At 68.1% G+C, this 24300-nt stretch carries 21 protein-coding genes and 1 riboswitch; of the genes, 8 read left to right on the top strand and 13 right to left on the bottom strand.

Translation table 11 applies throughout. From position 1 onward, the window contains the following. Positions 1-38: 38 nt before the first annotated feature. The 8 genes from ureG to FPL11_RS09575 are packed head-to-tail and all read right to left on the bottom strand — an operon-like array spanning position 39 to position 5325. Positions 39-665: an urease accessory protein UreG gene (ureG, locus tag FPL11_RS09540; protein WP_016353337.1), complete on the bottom strand. Its 627-nt coding sequence runs from the start codon at positions 663-665 to the stop codon at positions 39-41. Positions 666-694: 29 nt separating this feature from the next. Continuing rightward, positions 695-1432, bottom strand: coding sequence for an urease accessory protein UreF (locus tag FPL11_RS09545; protein ID WP_412549243.1), 738 nt, complete (start codon positions 1430-1432; stop codon positions 695-697). Further along, on the bottom strand, positions 1368-1820 hold the full coding sequence (ureE, locus tag FPL11_RS09550; protein ID WP_144348399.1) for an urease accessory protein UreE: 453 nt from the start codon (positions 1818-1820) through the stop codon (positions 1368-1370). Before ureE ends, FPL11_RS09545 begins: the two co-directional genes overlap by 65 nt. A gap of 9 nt (positions 1821-1829) precedes the next feature. Then, a complete protein-coding gene (ureC, locus tag FPL11_RS09555) occupies positions 1830-3533 on the bottom strand; it encodes an urease subunit alpha (RefSeq protein WP_144348400.1) in 1704 nt (567 codons plus the stop codon). Continuing rightward, complete coding sequence (locus FPL11_RS09560) at positions 3530-3838, bottom strand: urease subunit beta (protein ID WP_144348401.1); 309 nt, start codon at positions 3836-3838, stop codon at positions 3530-3532. Before FPL11_RS09560 ends, ureC begins: the two co-directional genes overlap by 4 nt. Next, entirely contained in the window at positions 3835-4170 is a 336-nt protein-coding gene (locus tag FPL11_RS09565) for an urease subunit gamma (RefSeq protein WP_144348402.1), read from the bottom strand. Before FPL11_RS09565 ends, FPL11_RS09560 begins: the two co-directional genes overlap by 4 nt. Before the next feature lie 9 nt (positions 4171-4179). Further along, positions 4180-5019, bottom strand: coding sequence for an urease accessory protein UreD (locus FPL11_RS09570; RefSeq protein WP_144348403.1), 840 nt, complete (start codon positions 5017-5019; stop codon positions 4180-4182). After that, positions 5020-5325: a hypothetical protein gene (locus FPL11_RS09575; RefSeq protein WP_144348404.1), complete on the bottom strand. Its 306-nt coding sequence runs from the start codon at positions 5323-5325 to the stop codon at positions 5020-5022. It abuts the gene before it with no gap. 179 nt (positions 5326-5504) lie between these two features. Between FPL11_RS09575 and FPL11_RS09580 the strand changes: the two genes are divergently transcribed. Then, on the top strand, positions 5505-6497 hold the full coding sequence (locus tag FPL11_RS09580) for an asparaginase (RefSeq protein ID WP_144348405.1): 993 nt from the start codon (positions 5505-5507) through the stop codon (positions 6495-6497). Here FPL11_RS09580 and FPL11_RS09585 read toward each other — a convergent pair. After that, on the bottom strand, positions 6494-7072 hold the full coding sequence (locus FPL11_RS09585; protein WP_246085269.1) for an IMPACT family protein: 579 nt from the start codon (positions 7070-7072) through the stop codon (positions 6494-6496). The two genes, FPL11_RS09580 and FPL11_RS09585, sit on opposite strands and share 4 nt — an antisense overlap. 116 nt (positions 7073-7188) lie before the next feature. Here FPL11_RS09585 and FPL11_RS09590 point away from each other — a divergent pair, with 116 nt between their 5' ends. The 5 genes from FPL11_RS09590 to FPL11_RS09610 all read left to right on the top strand — a co-directional run bounded on the left by FPL11_RS09590 (position 7189) and on the right by FPL11_RS09610 (position 17326). After that, entirely contained in the window at positions 7189-7737 is a 549-nt protein-coding gene (locus FPL11_RS09590; RefSeq protein WP_144348407.1) for a porin family protein, read from the top strand. Positions 7738-7890: 153 nt separating this feature from the next. Continuing rightward, positions 7891-11358 (top strand): exodeoxyribonuclease V subunit gamma, encoded by a 3468-nt coding sequence (gene recC / locus FPL11_RS09595; protein ID WP_144348408.1) that lies wholly within the window; start codon positions 7891-7893, stop codon positions 11356-11358. Further along, the gene (recB, locus tag FPL11_RS09600; RefSeq protein WP_159308480.1) at positions 11355-15065 is read left to right on the top strand and encodes an exodeoxyribonuclease V subunit beta; all 3711 of its coding nucleotides are present in this window, start codon (positions 11355-11357) and stop codon (positions 15063-15065) included. The genes recC and recB overlap by 4 nt, the downstream gene beginning before the upstream one ends. Next, positions 15058-16965, top strand: a complete 1908-nt coding sequence (gene recD, locus FPL11_RS09605; protein WP_159308481.1) for an exodeoxyribonuclease V subunit alpha — start codon at positions 15058-15060, stop codon at positions 16963-16965. Before recB ends, recD begins: the two co-directional genes overlap by 8 nt. A 4-nt stretch (positions 16966-16969) precedes the next feature. Next, positions 16970-17326, top strand: coding sequence for a thiol-disulfide oxidoreductase DCC family protein (locus FPL11_RS09610; RefSeq protein WP_144348411.1), 357 nt, complete (start codon positions 16970-16972; stop codon positions 17324-17326). Here the strand turns inward: FPL11_RS09610 and FPL11_RS09615 are convergent. Genes FPL11_RS09615 through FPL11_RS09625 form a run of 3 tightly spaced genes read right to left on the bottom strand, consistent with a single transcriptional unit; the run spans position 17323 to position 21073 of the window. Continuing rightward, entirely contained in the window at positions 17323-18435 is a 1113-nt protein-coding gene (locus tag FPL11_RS09615; RefSeq protein WP_144348412.1) for a mandelate racemase/muconate lactonizing enzyme family protein, read from the bottom strand. The genes FPL11_RS09610 and FPL11_RS09615 overlap by 4 nt on opposite strands. Next, positions 18432-19583, bottom strand: a complete 1152-nt coding sequence (locus FPL11_RS09620) for an iron-containing alcohol dehydrogenase (RefSeq protein ID WP_144348413.1) — start codon at positions 19581-19583, stop codon at positions 18432-18434. The genes FPL11_RS09615 and FPL11_RS09620 overlap by 4 nt, the downstream gene beginning before the upstream one ends. Beyond that, positions 19580-21073, bottom strand: coding sequence for an aldehyde dehydrogenase family protein (locus FPL11_RS09625; protein WP_144348414.1), 1494 nt, complete (start codon positions 21071-21073; stop codon positions 19580-19582). The genes FPL11_RS09620 and FPL11_RS09625 overlap by 4 nt, the downstream gene beginning before the upstream one ends. 128 nt (positions 21074-21201) lie before the next feature. On the opposite strand from FPL11_RS09625, the gene FPL11_RS09630 reads away from it, so the two are divergent. Both FPL11_RS09630 and FPL11_RS09635 read left to right on the top strand, forming a co-directional pair. Further along, positions 21202-22107 carry a LysR substrate-binding domain-containing protein gene (locus tag FPL11_RS09630; protein ID WP_144348415.1) on the top strand — a complete coding sequence of 302 codons (906 nt, stop codon included), beginning with the start codon at positions 21202-21204 and terminating at the stop codon, positions 22105-22107. Next, on the top strand, positions 22100-22813 hold the full coding sequence (locus tag FPL11_RS09635) for a glycosyltransferase (protein ID WP_144348416.1): 714 nt from the start codon (positions 22100-22102) through the stop codon (positions 22811-22813). Before FPL11_RS09630 ends, FPL11_RS09635 begins: the two co-directional genes overlap by 8 nt. Here the strand turns inward: FPL11_RS09635 and FPL11_RS09640 are convergent. Further along, on the bottom strand, positions 22785-24041 hold the full coding sequence (locus FPL11_RS09640; protein ID WP_144348417.1) for a D-amino acid dehydrogenase: 1257 nt from the start codon (positions 24039-24041) through the stop codon (positions 22785-22787). The genes FPL11_RS09635 and FPL11_RS09640 overlap by 29 nt on opposite strands. A gap of 154 nt (positions 24042-24195) precedes the next feature. Continuing rightward, positions 24196-24286: riboswitch (glycine riboswitch) on the bottom strand. Between the last annotated feature and the right edge of the window lie 14 nt (positions 24287-24300).

Below are 24300 nucleotides of genomic sequence, written 5' to 3' on the forward strand. Positions count from 1 at the left end.
GTGCGGGCGCGACCGGCGATTCACGCTCGTAGTGCACGCTAGGCCACCGAGCGCGCCAGCATGCCCTCCCGCAGGATGAATTCAATGATGCCCTCAACGCCTTCTCCGGCGGCGATGCTCGCAAGCTGGAACGGGGCCTCGCCGCGCATCATGCGGCTGTCACGGGCCATCACGTCGAGCGACGCCCCCACCTGCGGCGCGAGGTCGGTCTTGTTGATGACCAGCAGGTCAGAGCGTGTGATGCCGGGGCCGCCCTTGCGCGGGATCTTGTCGCCGGCCGAGACATCGATGACGTACAGGGTCAGATCGGAGAGTTCCGGCGAGAATGTGGCCGAGAGGTTGTCGCCACCACTTTCAATGAACACCACATCGAGATCACCGAAGCGCGCCTGCAGATCGGCGACCGCGGTGAGATTCATCGAGGCATCCTCGCGGATGGCGGTATGCGGACACCCACCCGTTTCAACGCCGACGATGCGCCCGCTGGGCAGTGCCTCGTGGCGCGAGAGAAACTCGGCATCCTCGCGGGTGTAGATATCATTGGTCACCACGGCAAGCGACAGGCGCTCGCGAAGCGCCCGGCACAGCGCCAGCGTGAGGGCGGTCTTGCCGGATCCGACCGGTCCACCGATACCGACGCGCAGCGGAGTGGGGTTATCTGTCATGACGGGGCATCCTCCGGAATTGTGATCGTTCAGCTGCGAAACAGCCGTGAGTACTGGACCTCGTGCCAGCCGCTGGCCAGGCTGACGCCCGGGGTGGTGGCACCAATGGATTCATCATCGAGGGCAGCGGCGTTGTCGACGGCCCCGGGGATGGCGTCCGCGATACGAAGCAGCGCACGCTGACCGGCGCTCTGCCCCAGGGGAACGAGCTTGACCGCCGCGGCCACCTGATTCTCGGACCAGGCCCAGGCATAGCCGAGGGCGGCCTGATCCATGCCGATGGCCCAGCGCGCGGTGGCCAGGGCGAAGGCGGTGGCCCAGGTGACATCGCGGTCGCGGTCGAAAGTGAGCGCCTCGCTGATGCCGAACTCACCGAGCAGCCGCATCAGTGCCCGACCGATGTGAATATCCTCGGCGCGCAGCTCAGCGGTTTCCCGGGCCGCGAGCAGACGACTGGTCCAGACCTCGACCGCCGGGCGGTCATCGCGCTGCCAGGCGGCCTGCAGACGCGCCAGTACCGGCAGATCAAGCGCCCCGATCCCGCTCTGCAACTGACCGCCAACCCAATCGACCAGAGACGCCTCGTCGCCCACCCAGCCCTGCTCAATGGCGGTCTCCAGACCGGCCGAGTAGGCGTAGGCGCCTACCGGCAGCGTCGGGCTCAGCAGCTGCCACAGCCGCAGCGTTCGGGCATCGGTGCCATCAACCATGATGGTGACCACCGCCGGCGTAGGCACCGGACTCGGGTTGGAAAGGGGCGGTTTCATGAGTGGGCTCAGCGCCCAGCCCGCGCACCATCTCATCGAGCACATGGTCATGGCGGTAGCGCAGGTAGCCCTTGGCCACTTCCAATGGCGTATGCCGATTGCCCAGATGATAGGCGGCCCGCAGCAGCACCAGCGGATCGTCCGAGCGCACCGTGCTCACCGGCTCGGGCGCGGCCTCGACGCGGTAGACCCGGCCGCTGTCGTCAGCCAGTCCATCACCCGCGCGCAGGGCCGCGCCCCCGCGCTCGAGGATCACGCCGATGACCTCGCCGTTACCCAGCATGGCCCGAAACCGCGAGCGCTCACGTTGCTCGATGGTCAGGACCAGCGTGCCGACCACATCCTGATCCGCCGCGAGGGCCCCGAGCCGTTGTGTCAGTGTCTCCATGACAGCCCCTCAGAAAAGGAAATAGCGCTGTGCAAGCGGCAGCTCCACCGCCGCTTCGCAGGTCAGCAGCTCGCCATCGGCGCGGACCTCGTAGGTCTGCGGGTCGACACTGACCTCGGGCTGCCAGTCATTGAGCTTCATATCGGCCTTCCCCACGTCGCGGCAGTCCTTGACCGCCACCAGGCGCTTGTTCAGGTCCAGTCGCCCGCCGATGCCCGCTTCGATCGCGGCCTGGGAACAGAAAGTCACCGCGGTCTCGGCCACCGCCCCGCCATGGGCGCCGAACATGCCCCGGTAATGCACCGGCTGCGGCGTGGGGATCGACCCGTTGGGATCACCCATCGGTGCGGCGGCGATCATGCCGCCCTTGACGATCGTGCCCGGCTTGGCGCCGAAGAAAGCGGGCTTCCAGAGCACCAGATCGGCCAGCTTGCCCACCTCCAGCGATCCCACCTCGTGGGCGATCCCGTGTGCGATCGCCGGGTTGATGGTGTATTTGGCGACGTAACGCCGGGCCCGCAGGTTGTCATGCCGATCGTTGTCCTCGGCAAGTGGCCCGAACTGCACCTTCATCTTGTGGGCGGTCTGCCAGGTGCGGGTGATCACCTCGCCGACCCGACCCATGGCCTGCGAGTCGGACGCGATCATCGAGAACGCACCGCGGTCGTGGAAGATGTCCTCGGCGGCGATGGTCTCGCGCCGGATCCGCGATTCCGCAAAGGCGACATCCTCGGGGATGGCCGGGTCGAGATGATGGCAGACCATGAGCATGTCCAGATGCTCATCGATGGTGTTGCGGGTGTACGGGCGCGTCGGATTGGTGGACGACGGCAGAACGTTGGACTGCCCGCAGGCGCGGATGATGTCGGGGGCGTGGCCGCCGCCCGCGCCTTCGGTGTGATAGGTGTGAATGGTCCGTCCCCTGAACGCGGCGAGGGTGTCCTCGACGAACCCGGACTCGTTCAGGGTATCGGTATGAATGGCCACCTGGACGTCGTACTCCTCAGCGATGTCGAGCGCGTTATCGATCGCCGCCGGCGTCGTCCCCCAGTCCTCATGCAGCTTGAGCCCCATCGCCCCGGCCTGCATCTGCTCATGCAACGAGTCGGGCAGGCTCGCGTTGCCCTTGCCCATGAAACCGAGATTCATCGGGAAGGCCTCGGCGGCCTGCAGCATCCGGTGGATATTCCACGCGCCCGGCGTACAGGTGGTGGCGTTGGTACCGGTCGCCGGACCGGTGCCGCCGCCCAGCATGGTGGTCACGCCTGACATCAGCGCCTCTTCAATCTGCTGTGGGCAGACGAAGTGGATATGCGCATCAATGCCCCCGGCCGTCACGATGCTGCCCTCGGCGGCGAGCACCTCAGTGCCGGGGCCGATCACGATATCGACGTGGGGCTGGGTATCGGGATTGCCGGCCTTGCCGATGCCCGCGATCCGGCCGTCACGGACCCCGATGTCAGCTTTATAGACACCGGTGTAGTCAATGATCAGGGCGTTGGTGATGATCAGATCGACGGCGGTTTCATTATCACGCTGACTCTGGCCCATGCCGTCGCGGATGACCTTGCCGCCCCCGAACTTCACTTCATCGCCGTAGCAGGTCAGATCCCGCTCGACTTCGACGAACAGCTCGGTATCCCCCAGCCGGACGCGATCGCCGGTGGTCGGGCCATACATCTCGGCATAGGCCGATCGCTCAATCGAGGTCATTCCAACTCCCCCATGACTGCGGCGCGAAAGCCATAGATCGCGCGATCACCGGCGTAGGCCACCAGCTCGACCTCGCGGGACTGCCCCGGCTCAAACCGCACGGCGGTGCCGGCCGGGATGTTGAGCCGGTAGCCGAGCGCGGCGTCGCGATCAAACTCCAGCGCGGGATTGACTTCGTGGAAATGGTAGTGGGATCCGACCTGGATCGGCCGGTCACCGGCGTTCGCCACTCGGACGGTCAGTGTCTCCCGCCCCGCGTTGAGGGCGATCTCGCCGGCCGCCGTGATCACCTCGCCGGGAATCATGATGACACCGCCTGGCCGTCATCGGCCGCTTCAGCAATGGGGTCGTGAATCGTCACCAGCTTGGTCCCGTCGGGGAAAGTCGCCTCGACCTGGACCTCGCTGAGCATTTCCGGGATGCCGGGCATGACCTGCTCGCGGCTCAGCAGCTGCGTCCCCTCGCTCATCAGTTCCGCCACGCTGCGGCCATCGCGCGCGCCCTCGACGATGGCGTTGGCGATGTAGGCCATCGATTCCGGGTAGTTCAGTCGAACCCCCCGATGCAGACGCCGCTCGGCGACCATCGCGGCGGTGGCGAGCATCAGCTTGTCCTTTTCTCTCGGCGTGAGTTGCATGCGTCCTCCTCAGGTATTCCAGATTCGGGGCCGACACATCGGCCGCCCCATCAACAAGGGGCGCAACGCCGCCCAGAGGCGCTCGCGCAGGGCATATCCCTCAAGCGCGCCCGCCCCCCGCCAGCGCACGACCAGCAGATCCTCCAGTCGGGTCGCCGAGGCCTCGCCCGGCATTGCGGCCAACACCCCGCGCGCCGCCGTCAGTGCATCGGCATCCGCCGGGCCAGCCACCAGGGTGGCGAAGGCCGGCTGGCCGTTGAGGCCCCAGGGCGCGTCCACCGCGCGGCTACCGCCCTCGATACGGGCATGTTCCAGCAGCACCGGCCGTCCCTCGCGCCAGACCTCGAGACGCTGGCGGAGCGATCCCGACTCGAACGGCAGCCCGCCGGCCGGACGGCCCAGGCAGTTCAGCTCCCAGGCAAAGCAGCGGCTGTCAGCACCCAGATCAATACGGGTCAATGCCTCGACGATCGCCCCCGAGAACACGATCTGCTCCTGGGGCAGCCACTCCAGTGTCGCCCCGGGGGCGACGCGCAGGTTCTGGCGCAGCGTCGCCGTGCGGCCCAGACTGCGGTAGAACTTGGTGGCACCGGGCGTCGTCAACAGGGCCCATGCCCCCTCCCGGACATCGGCGTCGAGGCTGATCCGATCACCCCCCACCACACCACCGGGGGGATGCAGGACATAGCTATGGCAGGGGGCGCCCTCGGGGTGAAAGCTTCGCTGCACCCGCAACGGCCCCTCATGGCGCCGCCGCGCCAGCACGGTGCGTGCGGGGGTGGGCACGAAGGCGAGATCGAGTCGCGCCCGCCATCCTGGATCGGGGGCTGCCGGTGCCACCGCCGCCATTTAAACGGCGCCTGCGATCAGCCCGGTGCCAATCAAGGCGAACGCGGCCGCGGTACCGGCCAGCGACAACGCCGCCGGCGCACGACGGGCGTGCCGGAACCGGACACTGCCCACCACTGCGACGATGGCCAGCAGCAACGCGCCCACTCCGAGCATGGCCGGGGACATGCCCAGCACGTGGCCGGTGTCGGCGATGTGCCAGTGGAAGAACATCAGGCCGTGGCCGGTCTGCTCAGCGCTGTGGGCCCACGTCGCCGGGCTGGCGAGCAGCCCGGCAAGGCAGACGACGAGTGGATTCCGATGCATGCTTGGCTCCCTGATCGTGGTGATTGAGTAACGCCTCGCACTATGCAATTCGCTTGCCAAGCATCAGATCGGGGCAGAAACTCGCACAGGAATCACCACCGGTGCAGTTTTTTGCACCAAACCGGCTCATTTGGCACCAAATTGATGCAAATCGACTGACTCAAGGAGCGGCCTGCCCCATGATCCATCTGTTGACCACCGGCGGCACCATCGCCAGCACGCCCGGCACCAGTGGCCGTAATGTCGCCGGCGCGCTGCCCGCCGAGGCGCTGCTTGACGCCATCGATGCCGGCCTTGATGCCGGCCCCGCCGTGCACACCGAGTCGCTGCTGCAAAAGCCCAGCAACGCCATCAATGGCGAGGACCTGTGCCGGATCGCCGAGCGTTGCGAGACACGGCTCGCGGATCCCTCCACCGACGGCATTGTCATCACCCACGGCACCGATACGCTCGAGGACACCGCGTGGTTCCTCCAGCAGGTGCTGGGGGACTGCCCGCGACCGGTGGTGGTGACCGGCTCGCAGCGCGCCCTGCATGAGCGCGGCTCGGACGCACCGCGCAATCTCGTCGACGCCCTGCGTGTCGCCGCGGCGACGGGTTCGCGGGGCCAGGGCGTGCTGGTGGTATTCGACGAGGCGATCCACAGCGCATCGCTGGTGCGAAAGATCAGCAGCTATCGCCTGACGGGATTCGGTTCGCCGGGTTATGGCCCGGTCGGTCACATCGACGGCACGATCCTCCGGTATCCCCTGAATGCCCGGATCCCGACGCCGATCCCACGCGGGCCGACGCTGCCGCGGGTGGATATCGTGCCGGCCGCCGCCGGCAGTGCCTGTCCCATTGATGCACTGCGGGGTGATGGCGCGCAGGGATTGATTATCGACGCCCTCGGCCGCGGCCAGGTGCCGCCCGACTGGGTCCCGACCATCGCGCGCGCCCATGCGGCGGGCTGCCCGGTGGCGATCACTTCGAGCACCGGATCCGGGCCGGTGGCCGAAGTCTACGAATATCCCGGCAGCCTGGAGCGGGTCATCGCCGCCGGTGCGGTCGGCGCCGACGCCCTCAGCGCCCGGCAGGCGCGCCTTTTGCTGATGCTGGTGCTGTCCACGCCCGAGGGCGCCGCCGACTGGCGCGCCCGCTTTGCGACCGCGGCGGGCTGGTCGACCGTCTAGTCTCCGTCGTTCTGCCCCCGAACCCCCCGAGCGGCGCACCAGTCCGCAAAATCGGCGTGCAACGACACCGGTAGCCGCACCCGCGCGGTTACTCCCACGCCATACTCGATCGAGATCAGGGAGACATCGGGCTGGCCGGCCAGCCAGTGGCGCAGGGGCTGTTCATCGGCAAAACGCATATTCACGCTCTGCTCGATCATTGCCTGCAGGGCCGCACTGGGGAGATCCGCCAGAACCGCTTCCGCGGCCCCCGCATAGGCCCGCACAAGGCCTCCCGCACCCAACTTGATGCCACCAAAGTAGCGGCTGATCACCACCACTGCATCGATCAGCCCCTTGTGCCCGATAACCCCCAGGATCGGCCGGCCAGCGGTGCCGGCCGGTTCGCCGTCATCGCTGGAACCGGCACTGCTCCGGCCCTGCCAGGCCCAGCAGTGATGACGGGCATCAGGGTGCGTTGCCCGGGCCGCTTCCACCACCGCCAACGCCGCCCCGCGATCAGCCGCCGGCGCGGCGGTGGCGATGAAGCGACTGCGCTTGACGGTGATTTCAGCGTCGCGGGTGGTTGTGGGCACTCGATCCATAATCCCTTCAGACAATACCGACTTCTTCGTTGTGCGGACCATTGCGCGATACGGCGTCCGCCGCGTCGCTAGGCTCTCCGCGACTCGACAACAGCGGAGTAAGACCCATGCCCCACGCAAAAACCCTTCCCCTCGCCCTGCTTCTCGCCGCATCCGCCACACCCGCGCTCGGTGCCGACGCCGGCGACACCTATGCCGGCGGTGGCCTTGGCCGGGTCAGCTATGACACAAATGCCGACGTGACTCTCAACCCCACCGCCATCGTCGGCCGGCTGGGCTACCATGTCACCGATCACATCGCCATTGAGGCTCGCCTGGGTGTGGGCCTCTCGAGCGACGACACCGCTATCGACAGCGGCGGCAACGTCGAAATCGCGCTCAAACAGCTCGCCGGCGCCTATGCCGTCGGTCATCTCCCGATCACCCGGGGAGCATCGGTCTACGGTCTGGCCGGCTTCACCTATGGCCGGGCCGAGTTCACCGGCAGCGCGGGGGGTTTCAGTGACACGGCCAACGACACCGGACTGTCCTGGGGCATCGGCAGCGAGGCGGCCCTGACCGACCGGATTTCGGGGTATGTCGAGTGGGCGAGCTACCTCGATCAGGATGCCTACACGGCCACTACGATCACCGCCGGCGCCACCTATGGTTTCTAGCACCGCCAGGTGAGCATGATGGTCCAGGCGTGGCACTCTGGGAGGTGGGACTGAAAGGAGCGGCCACGCCATGGATCGATACCTGCGTCACTCAATGTCGCCGCCCGGCGGCAGACTGGAGACCTTCATCGAGTCGGTCGGGAACGCGTTTGCATGACAGAGACATTCACGCCGGGGTTGGCGGCCATTCATGCCAACCGACTCGAAACGCTGCGCGACCTGATCGTCAGCCACCTGCAGGCCCATCCGCCCGCACCCCTTGAGTCGGAGACCTTTCTGGTGCAGTCCAATGGCATGGCGCAGTGGCTGCGTCATGCCTTCGCGGCCACCAACGACGGTGCCGGGGGCGGCGCGGGCATCGCCGCGGCCCAGCGGTTCGTGCTGCCGCAGTCGTTCCTCTGGCAGGCCTGCCGCCTGGTCCTCGGCGCCAGCCGGATCCCGGAGACATCGCCGTTTGACAAGACCCGCCTGCAGTGGCGGATCTATCGGCTCATCCCCGAACAGCTTGAGGCCCACCCGCAGACGTTCGCCGCCCTGGATCACTACCTGGGCGATGACCCCGACCCGCGCAAGCGCCATCAGCTCGCCCGGCGCCTCGCCGATCTGTACGACCAGTACCAGGTCTATCGCCCGGACTGGCTGGCCGACTGGCTGGCCGGCGACGACATCCTGCGCGACGGGCACGGCCAGACCACACCCCTGGATGCCGGCCTGCAATGGCAGGCGCAGCTCTGGCGGGCCCTCCATGCCGATATCGGCGCCGGCGCCGAAGCCCTCTCGCGGCCCGCCATCCAGGCGCAGCTGATCGCCGCGCTGGACGCGGCCGAACCGGGCGAATGGCCCGCGCTGCCACGGCGTCTGACGGTATTCGGCGTCACCTCGATGCCGCGGCCGGTCCTGGATGCCCTGCATGCCCTGTCGCGGCATTGCCAGATCCTGCAGCTGGTCCAGAACCCCTCGGGCTACTTCTGGGCCGACCTGGTCGAGGACCGCGACCTGCTCAAGCTGGACCAGCGCCGCCATCAACGCCACTTCGGTACGCCGGGACAGCCGCTGCTGGCGGCATGGGGCAAGCAGGGCCGCGACTTCATCGCGCTGCTCAATGAAATCGACCAGCCGGAGCGATACCGTGACTGGTTCCAGACCATTGACGCGTTCGAGCCACCGATCCCCGCGACGGCGTCGATCACCGACTATCCGCTGCTCGAGCAGATCCAGCAGGATATCTTCGACCTGACGCCCCTGCCCTCACCCGGGGAGGAGCGCCCCCTCGTCCGGGACGCGTCCATCCGCTTTCATCGTGCCCACAGCCGGCAGCGCGAGGTGGAGGTCCTCCATGACCGGCTGCTCGACGCCTTCGAGCAGGCCGCGCGGACGGAACGACCGCTGCGGCCGCGGGACATCATCGTCATGGTGCCCGACATCGACACCTACGCCCCGGCCGTCGAGGCGGTGTTCGGACGGCTCGACCGCCACGACCACCGCTATATCCCCTATACCATCGGCGATCGTCGCGCGCGCAGCGAAGCGCCCGTGGCCACGGCCATCGAACGGCTCACCGATCTGCCCAATGCGCGGCTCACCCTTGGCGAGGTTCTCGATCTGCTCGAGGTACCGGCGTTCCGCCAGCGCTTCGGGCTCGGCGAGGAGGATCTGATCATCCTGCGCGAATGGTGCCGCGACGCCGGCGTGCGCTGGGGACTGGATGCCGAGCGCCGCGAGTCCCTCGACATCGCCCGGGGTTTCGAGCAGAACAGCTGGCGATTCGGGCTTCGGCGCATGCTGCTCGGATATGCCGTGGGAGCCGGCGACGCCTGGCAGGACATCGAGCCCTACCCGGAAGTGGGCAGCCTGGATGCTGCACTGCTGGGACCTCTGCGCGCGCTGCTCGACACCCTTGAGCATCACGCGGCGGCGTTCCGTGAACCCGGCCGTCCCCGCGACTGGGCGGACCGGTTGAGCGCGCTGATCGACGACTGCCTGAGCCTGCAGGGCAGCGAAGAACTGGCACTGGAGTCGCGGCTCGCTGATGCCATGACCGAGTGGCTGAATGCCTGTGACGAGGCGGCCTTCAATGATCCCATCCCCCTCACGGTCGCCCGCGATGCATGGCTTGCCGTGCTCGAGGACGAAGGCCCCAGCCAGCGGTTTCTCGCCGGCCGCGTCAATATCTGCACCATGATGCCGATGCGCAGCATTCCGTTCCGGCTGGTCTGCCTGCTGGGCATGAATGACGGTGAATACCCGCGCACCCGGCCGCCCGTGGACTTTGACCTGATGGCCGCCGGTGGTCAGTACCGGCCGGGCGATCGATCGGGACGCGATGATGATCGCTACCTGTTTCTGGAGGCGCTGCTGGCCGCCCGTGACCACCTGCATGTCAGCTGGATCGGACGCAATCCGCGCGACGACAGCGAGCTCCCCCCCTCGGTACTGGTCAGCCAGCTGCGTGACCACCTGGACCGCGGGTGGCGGCTCGATGAGCCTGACACCGACAGCACGGCGGTGACGCCGCATCTCACCGTCGACCATCCCCTGCAGCCGTTCAGCCCCCGTTATGACGGCCAGGGCGAATATTTCACCTACGCCAGCGAATGGCGGCACGACGCCCGGCCGATGGACGAATCGCCGGCACTCGGCCCGCCGTTACTGGCGTCACCACAGGCCCTCGGCTTACGTGATCTGGCGAAGTTCCTCAGCGACAGCGCCGGGCATTTTGCCGGAGATCGGCTCAAGCTGCGCTTTGACGAGACCCGCGATGCCACGCCTGATAGCGAGCCGTTCGAGCTGGCCGGTCTCGCCCGTTACAGCGTTCAGGATGCCCTGCTGGCCCCCCTGCGGCGGCAAGACCCGCCCGATGACCCCGACCCGGCCATCGCCGCCGCCGGGGCGCGGCTGCAGCGCAGCGGTGAATTGCCGGTGGCCGGCATGGGCCGGATCGCCCTTGATCAGTCCATCGCCCAGGCGCTGCGGGCCGCCCGGCGCTGGCAGGTCTGGCGAGCCAGGGGGCCGGCGCCGGAGCCGCCTCAGGAGCTGCGACTGAGCCGCGATGTCGACGATCAGCCCTTTGTCATCGAGGACTGGAGCGCCGATCTGTATCGACTCGCCGACGGTGAGCGGCTGCGTCTGGTGCTCAAGGCCGGCGACACCCTCAAGGCTGGCCACCCGCACTACCCGCGCCTGCTCAGCGACTGGGTGCAGCACCTGGCGCTCAATGCCGCCGGATTCAACGCCCGCAGCGTCATCATCGCCCACGATGCCACCCATTCCCTGCCGGCAATGCCCTGCGGATCGGCCGCAGGGCCTCTCGATGACATCCTGCGCGGCTGGCGAGCCGGGCTTGAACGCCCCCTGCCGCTGCCGGTACGTACCGTCTTTGCCCTGCTTGGACAGGCCCCCGACAAGCCCATCAATGCCGGGACGGCACGGCCGCATTACGAAGGCACGACTCGTCACCCCGGCGAGATGACATTCGCGGGTAACGGCGCATTGCGCCGGTGTTTTCCCGATGCCGACGCTCTGTTCGAGCCGTCCACCGACGCCAGCCCCCTTTTGGTTGCCTGGGCCACCCGGCTCTACCAACCCCTTATCGATGCACTGATCCGGGAGGATGGGTCGTGACCGAAGCACAGACACTCGACGTCCTCACCGCGCCCCTCGACGGGCAGCACCTGATCGAGGCAAGCGCGGGCACCGGCAAGACGTTCACCCTGACGGCGATCTATCTGCGTCTGGTGCTGGGACACGATCCGGCCAACCCGCAGCGCCGGCCCATGCTGCCGCCCGAGATACTGGTGATGACCTTCACCCGCGACGCGACCAAGGAGCTGCGCGACCGGATCCGCGCGCGGCTGGCCACCGCCGCCCGATGCTTTGCCGGCGCCGCCGATCCGCAGCCCGACGACACGATTCTCGCCGCGCTGCTCACCGCCTACCCCGACCCCGATGCCCGTCAGCGGCATGCCGATCACCTGCGCGCGGCGGCTGACTGGATGGACGAGGCAGCCATCTACACCATCCACAGTTTCTGCCATCGAATGCTCCAGCAGCATGCCTTCGAAGCCGGGACTGCTTTTGCCCTGGAGTTGAGTGAGGACACCGACCTGATCACCCGCGAGGCCATCGAGGACTACTGGCGCGAAACGGTCTACCCCCTCGATGAGGTCCAGCTGGGCGCCCTGGGCTTTGTGCTCAGCGGTCAATCGAACGACCCGCGACCCTCAGTGGAGCGCTTCGCGACCAACCTCAAAGCGCTGCTGAAGCGGCGCGATTCCCTGCCGGAGCCGTCCGGCGACGACCCGATGGCGGCGATCGCAGCCAGTGCCCGGCGCGCTGCGGAGGCGACGGACGCGCTTCGGCAGGCGGTGAAGAGCGATCTCGAGGGCTTTGAGCAGGCCCTCGCCGACGCCCGCGCCAGCCGCCGCCTGCGCGGCAACCGCAGGCCCACTGCCGGGACCTGGGCGAACACCCTCAAACCGGCCCTGGCGGAGTGGGCGGCCAACCCCGCTCAGCCACACCCGGGCATCGAGCTCGATCAGATCAGTCTGAGCACCCTGAATGCCGGCACCGCCAAGGACTGCACGCTGCCGGAAGCGCTCGCCGAGCACCCGATCGCAATCGCCGCCGACGCCCTGCAGGCCGCCCGGACGGCGCTCGCCGGCGCGGCGGCGCCGTTCTATGCCCATGCCGTGGGATGGGTGGCCCGACGGGTCGAGGCCACACAGCACCAACGCGGCGTCATCGGGTTCAATGACATGCTGACCCGCCTGCGCGATGCGCTTGATCAACCCGGCGCCGATACGCGCCTGGCGGCAACCATCCGCCGGCAGTTTCCGGTCGCGCTGGTGGACGAATTCCAGGACACCGACCCGGTGCAGTACCGGATCCTGCAGGCCATCTACCCGGCGGACGAATCCGCCAGCCTGATCCTGATCGGCGACCCCAAGCAGGCCATCTACGGCTTCCGCGGCGCGGACCTGGCGACCTACCTGAGCGCAGCCGCACGGATCCCCGCGGGCCAGCGCTACACGCTGGATCGCAACTATCGCTCGAGCACCGGCATGGTGGAGGCGGTCAATACGCTGTTCGGCCAGTCTCCGATGCAGCCCGGGCCCTTCCATCCGGATGCCATCGATTTTGCCCGGGTCGAGGCCAATGGCCGCAACGAGGCGCTGTGGATCGGCGAGCAGCCCGCGACCGCCATGACGCTCTGGCAGCTCGAGCCGCAGGACGCGCCTGACGAGAGCATCCCCCTGCCGGTCTACCGCCAGCAGATGGCTGAAGCCGGTGCCGAGCAGATCCGCCAGCTCCTCGACCGGGCCGCGTCCGGCGAGGCCCGGTTCGAAAACGCGGAAACATCCCGCGCCGTCCGGCCGGCGGATATCGCCATTCTGGTCCGCAGCGGCCAGGAGGCCGGTTTGATCCGCGAGGCCCTGCGGCGTCGGGGGCTGGCATCGGTCTATCTGTCGGATCGTGACAATGTCCTCAAGACCCCCGAGGCGGGAGATGTGCTGCGCTGGCTGCAGGCAATGGCCACGCCGGAATCCGAGCGCCGGGTACGCACCGCCCTGGGGACCGCCAGCATGGGTTATGACTGGGCAACGCTGGAAGGACTGTTCAGCGACGACGCGCGCTGGGAGGCTGCGCTGGAGCAATTCCAGGACTATGCCGAGCGCTGGCAGCGTCAGGGCGTCCTGCCCGCGCTGCGCCAGCTCATCCACGACCACGCACTGGCGTCGCGCCTGGCGACGCGGAGCGGTGGCGAGCGGACATTGACCAACCTGTTACAGATCAGCGAGCTACTCCAGGAAACGGCCGCCACGCTCGATGGCGCGGGCGGTCTGATCCGCTGGCTTGATGAAGCCATGCAGCATCGCGGCGAAACGCCCGCCGACGACCGCATCCTGCGTCTGGAAAGCGACGCGGCCCTGATCAAAGTGGTGACCATCCATAAATCCAAGGGCCTCGAATACCCACTGGTGTTCCTGCCATTCATCTGCAGCTACCGCAGCGCCCGGGCCGAGCCACCCTTGGTGCGGACCACCGAGACGGGTCCCGAAATCGCCTTTGACGCGGGGCGCGACGACACGGATGCCGCCCGGGATCGCCAGCAGGCCGAAGACATGCGCCTGCTCTACGTCGCTGTCACCCGGGCCATCCACGCCTGCTGGCTGGGAATGGCCCCCGTGCGCGGGAGTGCCCAGACGGGATCGGCGACGGTGCATCTGCAGCGCTCGGCCATCGGCCGCCTGCTTGGCTGTTCCGATGACATGCGCCCGATGGATCTGGGCCCCTGCCTCGAGGCACTGGCCGGCCAGAGCCCGGCATTGACCCGCGAGCGTATCCAGCCGACGCAGCCAGGCGCACCGGTGGCGACGACCGCGCCGGCCCCGCCGCCGGCCATGGCGGTGGCGCGCCACTACACCGGCCCGGCGCCGGGCCGGGCGCGATGGTGGATCGCAAGCTACAGCGCACTGGTCGAGGACGGGCCGCGCGCCGCCATCCCCGGCACAGCGCAGGCGGACATCCTGGCCGAGGAAAGCCGCGATGCAGCGCCGACGCCCGCCGCACCGACGCAGACGGCGGCCGATTCCGTCGCGATGATCCCGGCTGGACCGGCCACGGGCACCCTCATCCACGCGCAGCTCGAGGCACTCGCCAGTCGGCGGTTTCCCGGCGCGGATGATCCCGCCTTCAGTACCATTGTCGAGCGTGGTCTGCGCGGACAGCGCTGGCAGCCCTGGGCACCGGCCATTCGGGACTGGCTGGCCGCCGTGACCGACACCGACCTGCCCCTGCCGGGCGCGGCACCGGTCCGCCTCAGCACTCTCGATGCCGGGGCGCTGGTGGCCGAGCTCGAGTTCCTGATGGCGGTGGGACGGGCCCGGGCGAGTCAGATCGACGCGATCATCCGCCGTCATACCCTGGCCGGCGTCGGCCGCCCCGCCCTGGGCGAAAATGAACTGAACGGCATGATCAAGGGCTATATCGATCTGGTCTTCTGCCATGAGGGGCGATACTGGGTCATGGACTACAAGTCCAACCGCCTGCCGGCGAACAGCGACGCCCATCCTTCCGGGGCGCTCGAGCAGATCGTTCGCGAGAAACGCTACGACGCGCAGTATGCGCTCTACCTGCTGGCGCTCCATCGGTTGCTGCGGGCGCGGCTCGGCTCCAGCTACGACTACGACACCCACGTCGGCGGAGCGATATGTTTTTTCCTGCGCGGCATCAACCAGGGCAGCCGCGGGATACATGCCGAACGCCCTGACCGGGCGCTTGTGGAATCCCTGGATGCGCTTTTCAACGAGGCCCCCGAGCATGTCTGAGATCGCGACCCTCCGAGCGCCGCAGCTGCCGGCGCGGCTCCATCAGTGGCTCGATGGTGGCTGGATCCGTTCCACCGATCTGGCGCTGGCCGCCCTGCTTGCCGAGAACGGCGGGGAGACCGACGAGGTCGTCCTGGGACTGGCCACGCTGGTCAGTTACACGGTGGGTGCGGGGCATATCCGCCTGCCCCTCGACACGCTCATGCAGACACCGGCAATGCTCTGGCCCGAACCCCCCGCGACCGACGGCCATACACCGACACCCGTCGAATGGCTCGGAGGACTGGCACTCGACACCCTGCGCGCGCATCTAACCGACGCGCGAAGCGTCGAGTCGGTCACCGCCGACGATGCAGCCGTCGCCCGGAACGGCACCACGCCGCTGGTACTGCAGGGCAACACCCTGTACCTGCGCCGTTACTGGGCCAACGAACGTCTCATCCAAACCGCCCTTGCGAGCCGGCTTGCAGAATCACTGCCGGCGCCTTCAGGACTCACGGACCGCCTTGACGGGCTTTTCCCGCGCACCGGGCGCGAGCCGGACTGGCAACGCATTGCCTGCGCCCTCGCCACGCGTTCGCGCTTTACCCTGATCACCGGCGGCCCCGGCACCGGCAAGACCCGGACGGTGCTGCGGCTTCTGGGGCTTTTGCAGGCCGAGCGCATGGACACCCACCCGGAAGCTCCGCTGCGCATCCGGCTGGCGGCGCCTACCGGCAAGGCGGCCGCACGGCTTGGCGAATCGATCAGTGGCGAGGTTGATGCCCTGCCGCTTCCAGCCGCCGTGCGCGACGCCATCCCGCGATCGGTCAGCACGCTGCATCGACTCCTCGGCCCGCGCCCCGGCAGCCGACGGTTCCGGCATGATCGCGATAATCCCCTGCATGCCGACCTGGTGGTGGTGGACGAGGCGTCGATGATCGACCAGGAACTGACCGCCCGACTGCTCGATGCCCTGCGCCCCGAAACGCGGCTGGTACTGCTCGGCGACAAGGATCAACTGGCATCCGTGGAGGCCGGCGCGGTGCTCGGCGAGCTCTGCGCCGGCATCGAGCAGCCCCACTACACCGCCGGGACCGTGGCCTGGGTGAAGGCCAACAGTGGCGACGACATCGCCACCTGGCAGGCCGGGGGCAGCGCGCTGCAACAGCAGATCGTCCGCCTGCGCGACAGCCGCCGATTCGGGGTGGATAGCGGGATCGGGGCGCTGGCCGAGGCCGTTCGACGCGGCGATTCAGCCCACGCAGAGGCCCTGCTCGACAGCGATGCCGCCGACATTCAGCGTCTGAAGCTGACCGATGGCGATGATGCGGGCATTGCGACAGCGGCCTGCCAGGGCTACCAGGCCTATCTCACCGAGCTGCAGGCCACGCGCCCCGTCAGTGATGACCGCGAGGCCACCGAGGAGTGGGCCCGCACGGTGCTGGCGGCTTTCAGCCGTTTCCAGGTGCTGACCACGGTCCGCCATGGCCCCCTCGGGGTCACGGGCCTCAATGCCCGCATTGCCGCGACACTGCAACAGAACGGACTGATCGATCGGGCCAGCGGCTGGTTTGAAGGCCGCCCCGTGATGATCACCCGCAACGATTACGAACTGGGCCTGATGAACGGCGATATCGGCATCTGCCTGATGACCCGTCTGCCCGGCGAACAGACCCCACGGCTGCGTGTGGTCTTTGAATGGCCCGACGGCCCCATCCGCCTGGTCCTGCCCAGCCGGCTTGACGCCATCGAGAGCGTATTCGCGATGACGGTGCACAAATCTCAGGGCTCGGAATTTGACCACGTGCTGGTGGTGCTGCCCGAGGGTGGGCCCGGGCGAACGCGCCCGGAACTGCTCTACACAGCCGTCACCCGCGCCCGCAAGGGTGCCGTTATTGCCCATCCGCAGGCACACTAGGCGGATGACACGGCCCACGCTCTACTTCGACGGCAGCTGCGGCATGTGCCGCCGCGAGATCGACCATCTGCGACCGCGGCTGAGGCACCGGATCGACCTGGTGGATATCAGTCAGAGCGGATTCCAGCCACCCGCCGGCTATCAACTTGCGGACATGATGGCTCAGCTGCACTTTCATGACGGCCGACGCATGCAGGTGGGCCTGCGCGCCTCGCTGGGCTACTGGCGCGTGGCCGGCGGGGGCTTCCGCTGGCTGGCTCGGGTGCTCACCCTGCCGGGGCTTTTCCAGTGCGGCGATTGGGCCTATAACCGCTGGGCGGCATGGCGCCTGCGCCGCCTGCGCTGCGAGCCACCGCGCTAGGGCGCCACCCGTGTCTGCGCCAGCCGCTCCTCGTCCAGCGTGATCCCCAGGCCCGGAGCGTCACCCAGATCGAGCCTGCCCTGCTCATCCGGCCGCACCGGGGTCAGCAGGGGAAAATCACGGCGCTCGGGTGTCCACTCGGGCGGGTCGTAGGGCAGCTCGATAAACGCCGTGCCAACACTGCCGGCCGTCAGATGCGCATTGGCGAGCAGCCCGATCCCATTCCCCCAGGTGTGGGGGGTGAACACGCATCCGGCGGCCGCGACCTGTTCGGCCAATGCGCGCAGATGCGTCATCCCCAGCGAGCACACGGCATCGGGCTGATAGACGTCCAGACAATCGCGCTCGAGCAGGGTCTGGAACTCGTGCCACTCGCGGGTCATTTCGCCGCCGGCGATCAGCAGCCGCGTCTCCCGGCGCAGGCGGGTCATGCCGGCGTAATCGCCGCGATGCAGCGGCTCTTCCATCCAGTGCACGCCGTAGCGCTCCAGCTCCCGAGCCACCTCCAGGGCCTGGGCATACGTCCACGGCGGCTGGGTGTCCCAAGGCATACGCCAGCCCTGGTTGCAGTCCACCATCAGGGTGAGCCCGTCGCCCACCGCGCGATGTACGGCTTCGAGCACCGCGAAATCCGCCTCCAGCGTGGATCGGCCAAAGCGGATTTTCATTGCCGGGAAACCCTCGGCAAGCATCCGGCGCGCCTGGTCGGCCATGGCGTCGGGCGTGCGATGCACGCCGCTTGAGGCATAACAGGCGATCGTCCCACCCCGACCACCGGCCATGCGCCAGGCGGACCGGCCCTCGATCTGGCCGACCAGATCCCACAGCGCGACATCCAGCGGCCAGGGCCGCCCGGCATGAAAACCGATATTGCTCAGCACCTCGGCATGCCGCTCGAGCGCGCATGGATCCTGGCCGATGAACAGATCCAGCATCTCCGACAGGCCGTGCATCGGATCGCCTGATCCGATGCCGACGCGGCCCTGGTCGTCCTCGACGCGCACGATGGTAGCGCCGAACCGACGGCGCGGGCGGGTATCCCAGGCGGCGGGGAACGGCGGATCCAGCGGCAGCACATGGTGACTGATGCGGATATCCCGGATACTCATGCCGCCACCACCTGTCGGGCCAGCCAGGCGAGGTCCGCATCCGCGGCAGGCCGCGCGTTATTCTGGATCATGGGCCGGTTGGGCTCGGCGGCCAGTTCGGCATGCAATGCCCCGGCGCTCATCGACGCGGGCAGTGAGCGCGCCGCCACCGCGTCGAACGCCAGTTCCGAGAGCCAGCCATCGAAGGCCTCGGCCAGATCGGCCGCCGTCCCGCCGGGTAGACCGAATGCCGCTGCGGCGGGCTGGTAGCGACCGGGATCGGCCTCAATGCTCCAGGCAAGGCTGGCCCGCAGACCCAGCGTGACGGCAATGCCGTGGGGGACGTGGTAGAGGCTGCCCAGGGCATGACCGATGGCATGCGCCATGCCGGTGCCGCCGCCATCAATGGCCAGCCCCGCCAGCGTCGCAGCCAGCTGCATGTCGGCGGCGGCGTGCAGGTCATGAGGATCGTGCCGATAACTGGCGAGCGCGCCGCGCGCCCGGCGTGTTGCCTCCAGACCATACGCCTCGGTGAAGGCCTGCCGGCTCTGCCCGGTCATGGCCTCAAGGGCGTGCACAAACGCATCAAGCCCGGTGCCAACGATCATATCCGGGGGCACACTGGTGGTCAGCGTCGGATCGAGGATCACGCTATCGGGCGCCATATCCGGCGCCCATGCCCAGAGCTTCTGGCCGGCCTGATCACTCACGATCGCCGTGTGCGTCACCTCGGAGCCGGTCCCGGAGGTTGTCGGAATCATCACCGCAGGCCATCGCGCGGGCGGGACGTTACGGCCCAGCACAAAATCCTCCGCCGGCAATGCACTGGCCGCGAGGCTTGCCACCAGCTTGGCGCTATCAAGGGCGCTACCCCCACCCAGGCCCACGATCACCGCATGATCAAGGCGGCGGGCACTGGCCACGGCGTCGTTGACGCTGGCAAGCGTCGGCTCGCCCGCCGGGCAGATCCACCGGGTCACCGGACGTCCCGGCGGCAGCGCGACTTCGAGGCGTTCCGCCATTCCCGCCGCGACCAGCCCTGCATCAACGATCAGCAGGATCGGCGCGGGGGTCGCCGGCAGGACCTCACCCAGGCGCTGCAGGGCATCAGCCCCGGCAACGATCCGCGGCGTGGCCGGACGATCCACGTGCAGTTCGAGGCCACTCATACCGCCACCCAGGTGGTCTTGAGCTCGGTGTACTTATCGAAGGCATGCAGCGAACGGTCCCGACCGATCCCCGACTGCTTGTAACCGCCGAACGGTGTCGCCACCGACGCCATGTCATAGCAGTTGACCCACACGGTGCCCGCCTGCAGCCGCCGGGCGGCCCGGTGGGCATCGCTCAGGCGGTCGGTCCAGACCGCCGCCGCCAGGCCATACTCCGAATCGTTGGCGATACGCACCGCCTCGTCCAGACCGTCGCACTCCATCACGGCCAGTACCGGGCCGAAGATCTCCTCGCGCGCCGCCTGCCCGGTCCGATCGATGTCACGGAGGATGGCCGGGCGCATGAAGGCACCCCCCTCGATCCGCTCGATGACCTCGCCGCCGATCACACGACCTCCCCCACGGCGCACGGCGTCGAGATAGCCCTGTACCCGGTGCAGATGATCGGTCGAAATCATCGCCCCCATGACGGTGGCATCATCCAGCGGATCGCCCGGTTCAAACTGCCCCATCAAGGCCTCAACCCGCTCGAGCAACGCATCGGCCACCCGCCGGTCAACAATCAGTCGCGAACCGGCATGGCAGGTTTCGCCCTGGTTGTACCAGATGCTCCAGGCAATGGCCTCGGCGGCCGCATCCAGCTGCTCGCACTCGCGGGTGACGATCTGCGCCGACTTGCCACCACACTCGAGCCCGACCTTTTTCATGTTCGACTCGCCGCTGCGGACCAGCAGCCGCTTGCCGATCTCGGTCGACCCGGTAAACGCGATGGCCTGGACCTGGTTGTGTCCGGCCAGCGCGTCGCCGGTGACATGTCCCCGGCCCGGCAGGACCTGGAACACCCCTGCCGGAATCCCGGCCTCGGCCGCGATCTCGCCCAGCAGCAGACTGGCCAGGGTGGACTCCTCGGCCGGTTTGAGGATGACGCTGTTGCCCGCGGCGAGCGCTGGCCCGATCTTCCAGCTGGCGATGATCAGCGGATAGTTCCACGGCACGATGGCGGCCACTGTGCCCACGGGCTCACGCCGGATGGCGATGACCGCGTCGTTACCGCCGGGCGCCATTTCGTCATACAGCTTGTCGAGGCACTCGCCGTACCACTGGATGGTCCCGGCGCAGGCCGGCACATCGACGGCCTGCGTCTGGCTGATGGGTTTGCCGGTCTCGAGGGTCTCGAGCAACGCCAGGCGCTCGGCATTGGCGCGGATGCCCTCGGCAAACCGCAGCATGACCGCCTTGCGCTCGGCCGGATCGCGATCCGCCCAGACGCCGGCCTCAAAGCGCGCGGCCGCAATATCCACGGCATCATCGACATCCGCCGCCGTCCACTCGTCCACCGGCGTCAGGACCTGACCGGTGGCGGGGTTCTCGGCATTGAACGTCGCACCGTGACGCGACGCCCGGTAGCGGCCGTCCACAAACGCCTGGGTGGGGAGCTCAACGGCCGCGGCGGCGGCCCGCCAGTCGGTCGGGGTTTCAGGAGCGGTCATGATATCGGCCCATCCTTTGCGCTGAAGTAAACGCGGCCAGTAGTATCAGCGCGTCTGATGCCGACTCAATCGATAAAATTGCAGGTTCAAATTGCGTTTTACTCAAGTCCGATCCGACAAGGCCATCCATGCCGACTGACCTGCCGTCACTGAATGCATTGAAGGCGTTCGAGGTGGTGGCCCGCTGCCGCTCGATCACCCGGGCGGCCGCCGTGCTGCATGTCACGCCCGGTGCCGTATCGCGCCAGCTCAAGCAGCTCGAGCGTGAACTCGGCGAGACACTGGTGATTCGCGGGCCGCGGCAGACAGGCCTGACACCCAGCGGCGAGCGGTTGATGGAAACCGTGGCGGCGTCGCTCGAGCAGATGCGCCAGACCGTGAGCGATCTGCGGGCGGGCCGTCACCGCCGACGGCTTGCGCTCAACATCCCCAGCACCCTCGCCAGCCGCTGGGTGATGCCCCGGCTGCATCGCCTGCGGGCGCAGGACCCCGCGCTGGTCCTGTCGATCCGCACCGAGACCAAGGATCGACTGTCCCAGCGCGATGAGCTGGATGCCGCCATCCGCTTTGGCACCGGCGACTGGCCCAACCTGCACAGCAGCCACCTGTTCTCGGAGGAGCATGTGGCGGTGGCAGCGCCGGGGGTCCAGCAGGCGCTGACCCGACGTGACGGCACGGTCGTGCTTGGCGAAGCGACGTTACTGCATGTCCTCAAGCGCGAGGGACGGTACCTGTCCTGGCAGCACTGGCTGGATGCCGCCGGCATCGACGGCGTGGATGCCGGCAAGGGGTTCGAGTTCGATACCCTCGACCTCGCCATCGAGGCGGCCATCGCAGGCCTGGGGGCGGCCATCGCCGACTGGCACATGGTGGCCGATGACCTCGCCGCCGGGCGTCTCGTGCAGCTGTTTGAAACCCGCGTGCCCGGTACCCGGTCGTACTGGTGGGTACGCCCGCCCGAGGCCTCCCCCACCGGCGCGCTCGAGACATTCGAGCGCTGGCTTCGCGCAACGCTGGAGACCCACCATGCCTGAGCTGTCGGTCATCATCCCGGCCTGGAATGAGGCCGCCTACCTGCCCGACACCCTGCAGACCCTGCAGGACTCCCTGTGCGCGTGCCGGCTCGAGGCGGACATCATCGTGGTGGACAATGCCTCCACCGACGCGACGGCCGCGATCGCCGCCGGGGCGGGTGCCCGGGTGGTGCATGAACCCGAACACCGGATCGCCCGGGTGCGGAACGCCGGTGCCGAGGCCGCCGCCAGCGACTGGTTACTGTTCGTGGATGCCGACACACGCGTCACGCCGGCGGCGCTGCAGGCAATGCGGGCGGCCATGGATGAGGGCTGCGTGGGCGGCGGCGCGCCGATCGGCTTTGATCGCCTGGAGTCCGCCCCCCAGCGGCTGGGTCTGGCCGCCTGGAACGGGCTGTCGCGACGCCTGCGTCTCGCGGCCGGCTGCTTCGTCTTTGCCCGCGCAGCGGCACACGCCGCCATCGGCGGATTCAGCGAGCAGCTCTACGCCGGCGACGAGATTGGTTATTCGCGCCGGCTCGACCGCCTCGGCCGCCCGCGCGGCCGGCGTTTCATGATCCTCGACTGCCCGCCCGTGATCAGCTCGGCCCGCAAGATGGACTGGTTCCGGCCGTGGCAGCATGCACTGGTGCTTGCCACCTTTGTCCTGTTCCCATGGGCGGGACGGTTCAAGCGGCTCAGCTGGTTCTGGTACCGGCGGCCCTGACCCCGGATACCGGGACCGACGGCGCCGCGGCCGCCTCGACGGTCTCGGCGACCTGCTCGGCGGTGATGGCGGATAACGTCCAGCCCAGATGGCCATGGCCGGTGTTGTAGAACACACCAGGGCGCCGGCCCGCACCCACCCGCGGCATCATGTCCGGCATCATTGGCCGCAGGCCGGCCCAGGGCACCGCCTGGCGGGTACTCACCCCCGGAAAACAGGTCTCAACCCACTTCAGCAGCGGCTCGATCCGGTCCTGGCGGATGTTGCGGTTATAACCATTGAACTCGGCCGTGCCGGCAACGCGGAAGCGGTCGGCACCCAGCCGGCTTGAGACGAGCTTGGTCTCGTCGTCGAGCAGGCTCATCCACGGCGCCGCTTCCCGCGACGCGGCATCCTCCAGATTGACCGTGATCGAATAGCCCTTGACCGGGTAGACGTTGACGCGATCACCCAGGCGGGTCGCGAGCCGGCGACTGGCGACACCCGCACAGACCACCACGCCGTCGAAGGATTCGCGCCCGCCGTCAGTCTGCACCCAGGCCCCGGAGCCGGCCGTGCCGAGATCCTCGATGGCACACTCATACCGCATCGACACCCCGCGGGCCTCGAGCACCTGGGCCAGTCCGTGGGTAAACTTGTGGATGTCGCCGGTGGAATCGCTTTCGGTATAGAAGCCGGCGTAATAGTCGCCGGCGAGGTTGGGTTCAAGCTGGCGCATTTCCTCAGGTGATACGGCGCGTCGCTCGAGCCCGCCGGCGGCGAGGAGGCGGGTGACCTGCGCGGCGTGGTCAAAGTCGGCCTGCTGGCGGTAGATATGCAGGATGCCGCGGCGCTCAAGATCAAAATCAATGCCCTCGCGGCGACCCCAGTCGAACAGATAGTCCCGCGCCTCGATGGCGAGCCGGGCGGTTTCCGTGGTGTTGTGGGCGTAGCGCCGGGTCGCGGCGACAAACTCGGCGAACCAGCTGAGTTTGTGCCAGGAGGGTTTGGGGTTGACCAGCAGAGGCGCGTCCGAGCGCAGCATCCAGCGCAGGCCCTTGACGATGGTCGGCCAGTGATTCCAGACCTCGGCATTGGACGCCGAGAGCTGCCCGCCATTGGCGAAGGAGGTTTCCATGCCCGCGTAGCGGTTACGCTCAAACACCGTGACGTCGAAGCCGCGGTTGGTGAGCGCATAGGCCGTGGTGATGCCGGTGATTCCGCCGCCGATGACTGCAATGTGGTTCATCGTCGTACTCCCAGTCAGGTTGTGTGCACCCATCGCCTTGTGGCGATCCGTGCCCCTTCCGTCCTGGTGCCTGAGAGATTGACGAAGCGACCCGGCGCTTCGCTTGCTCCTTCGGCGAGTCGAACCCTACGGCCGACTGCTTTTCGGAATGATCAGCACGCAGACGGTCCGGTTGCCTGAGAGATTCCGGGGCGGTTGCTCCTTCGGCGCCGGCATCGAATGCCGGGCTCTCCCACCTGCGCTAGAATCAAAGTCTCCC

The organism is Spiribacter aquaticus (genome assembly GCF_007625215.1).
GTDB lineage: Bacteria > Pseudomonadota > Gammaproteobacteria > Nitrococcales > Nitrococcaceae > Spiribacter > Spiribacter roseus.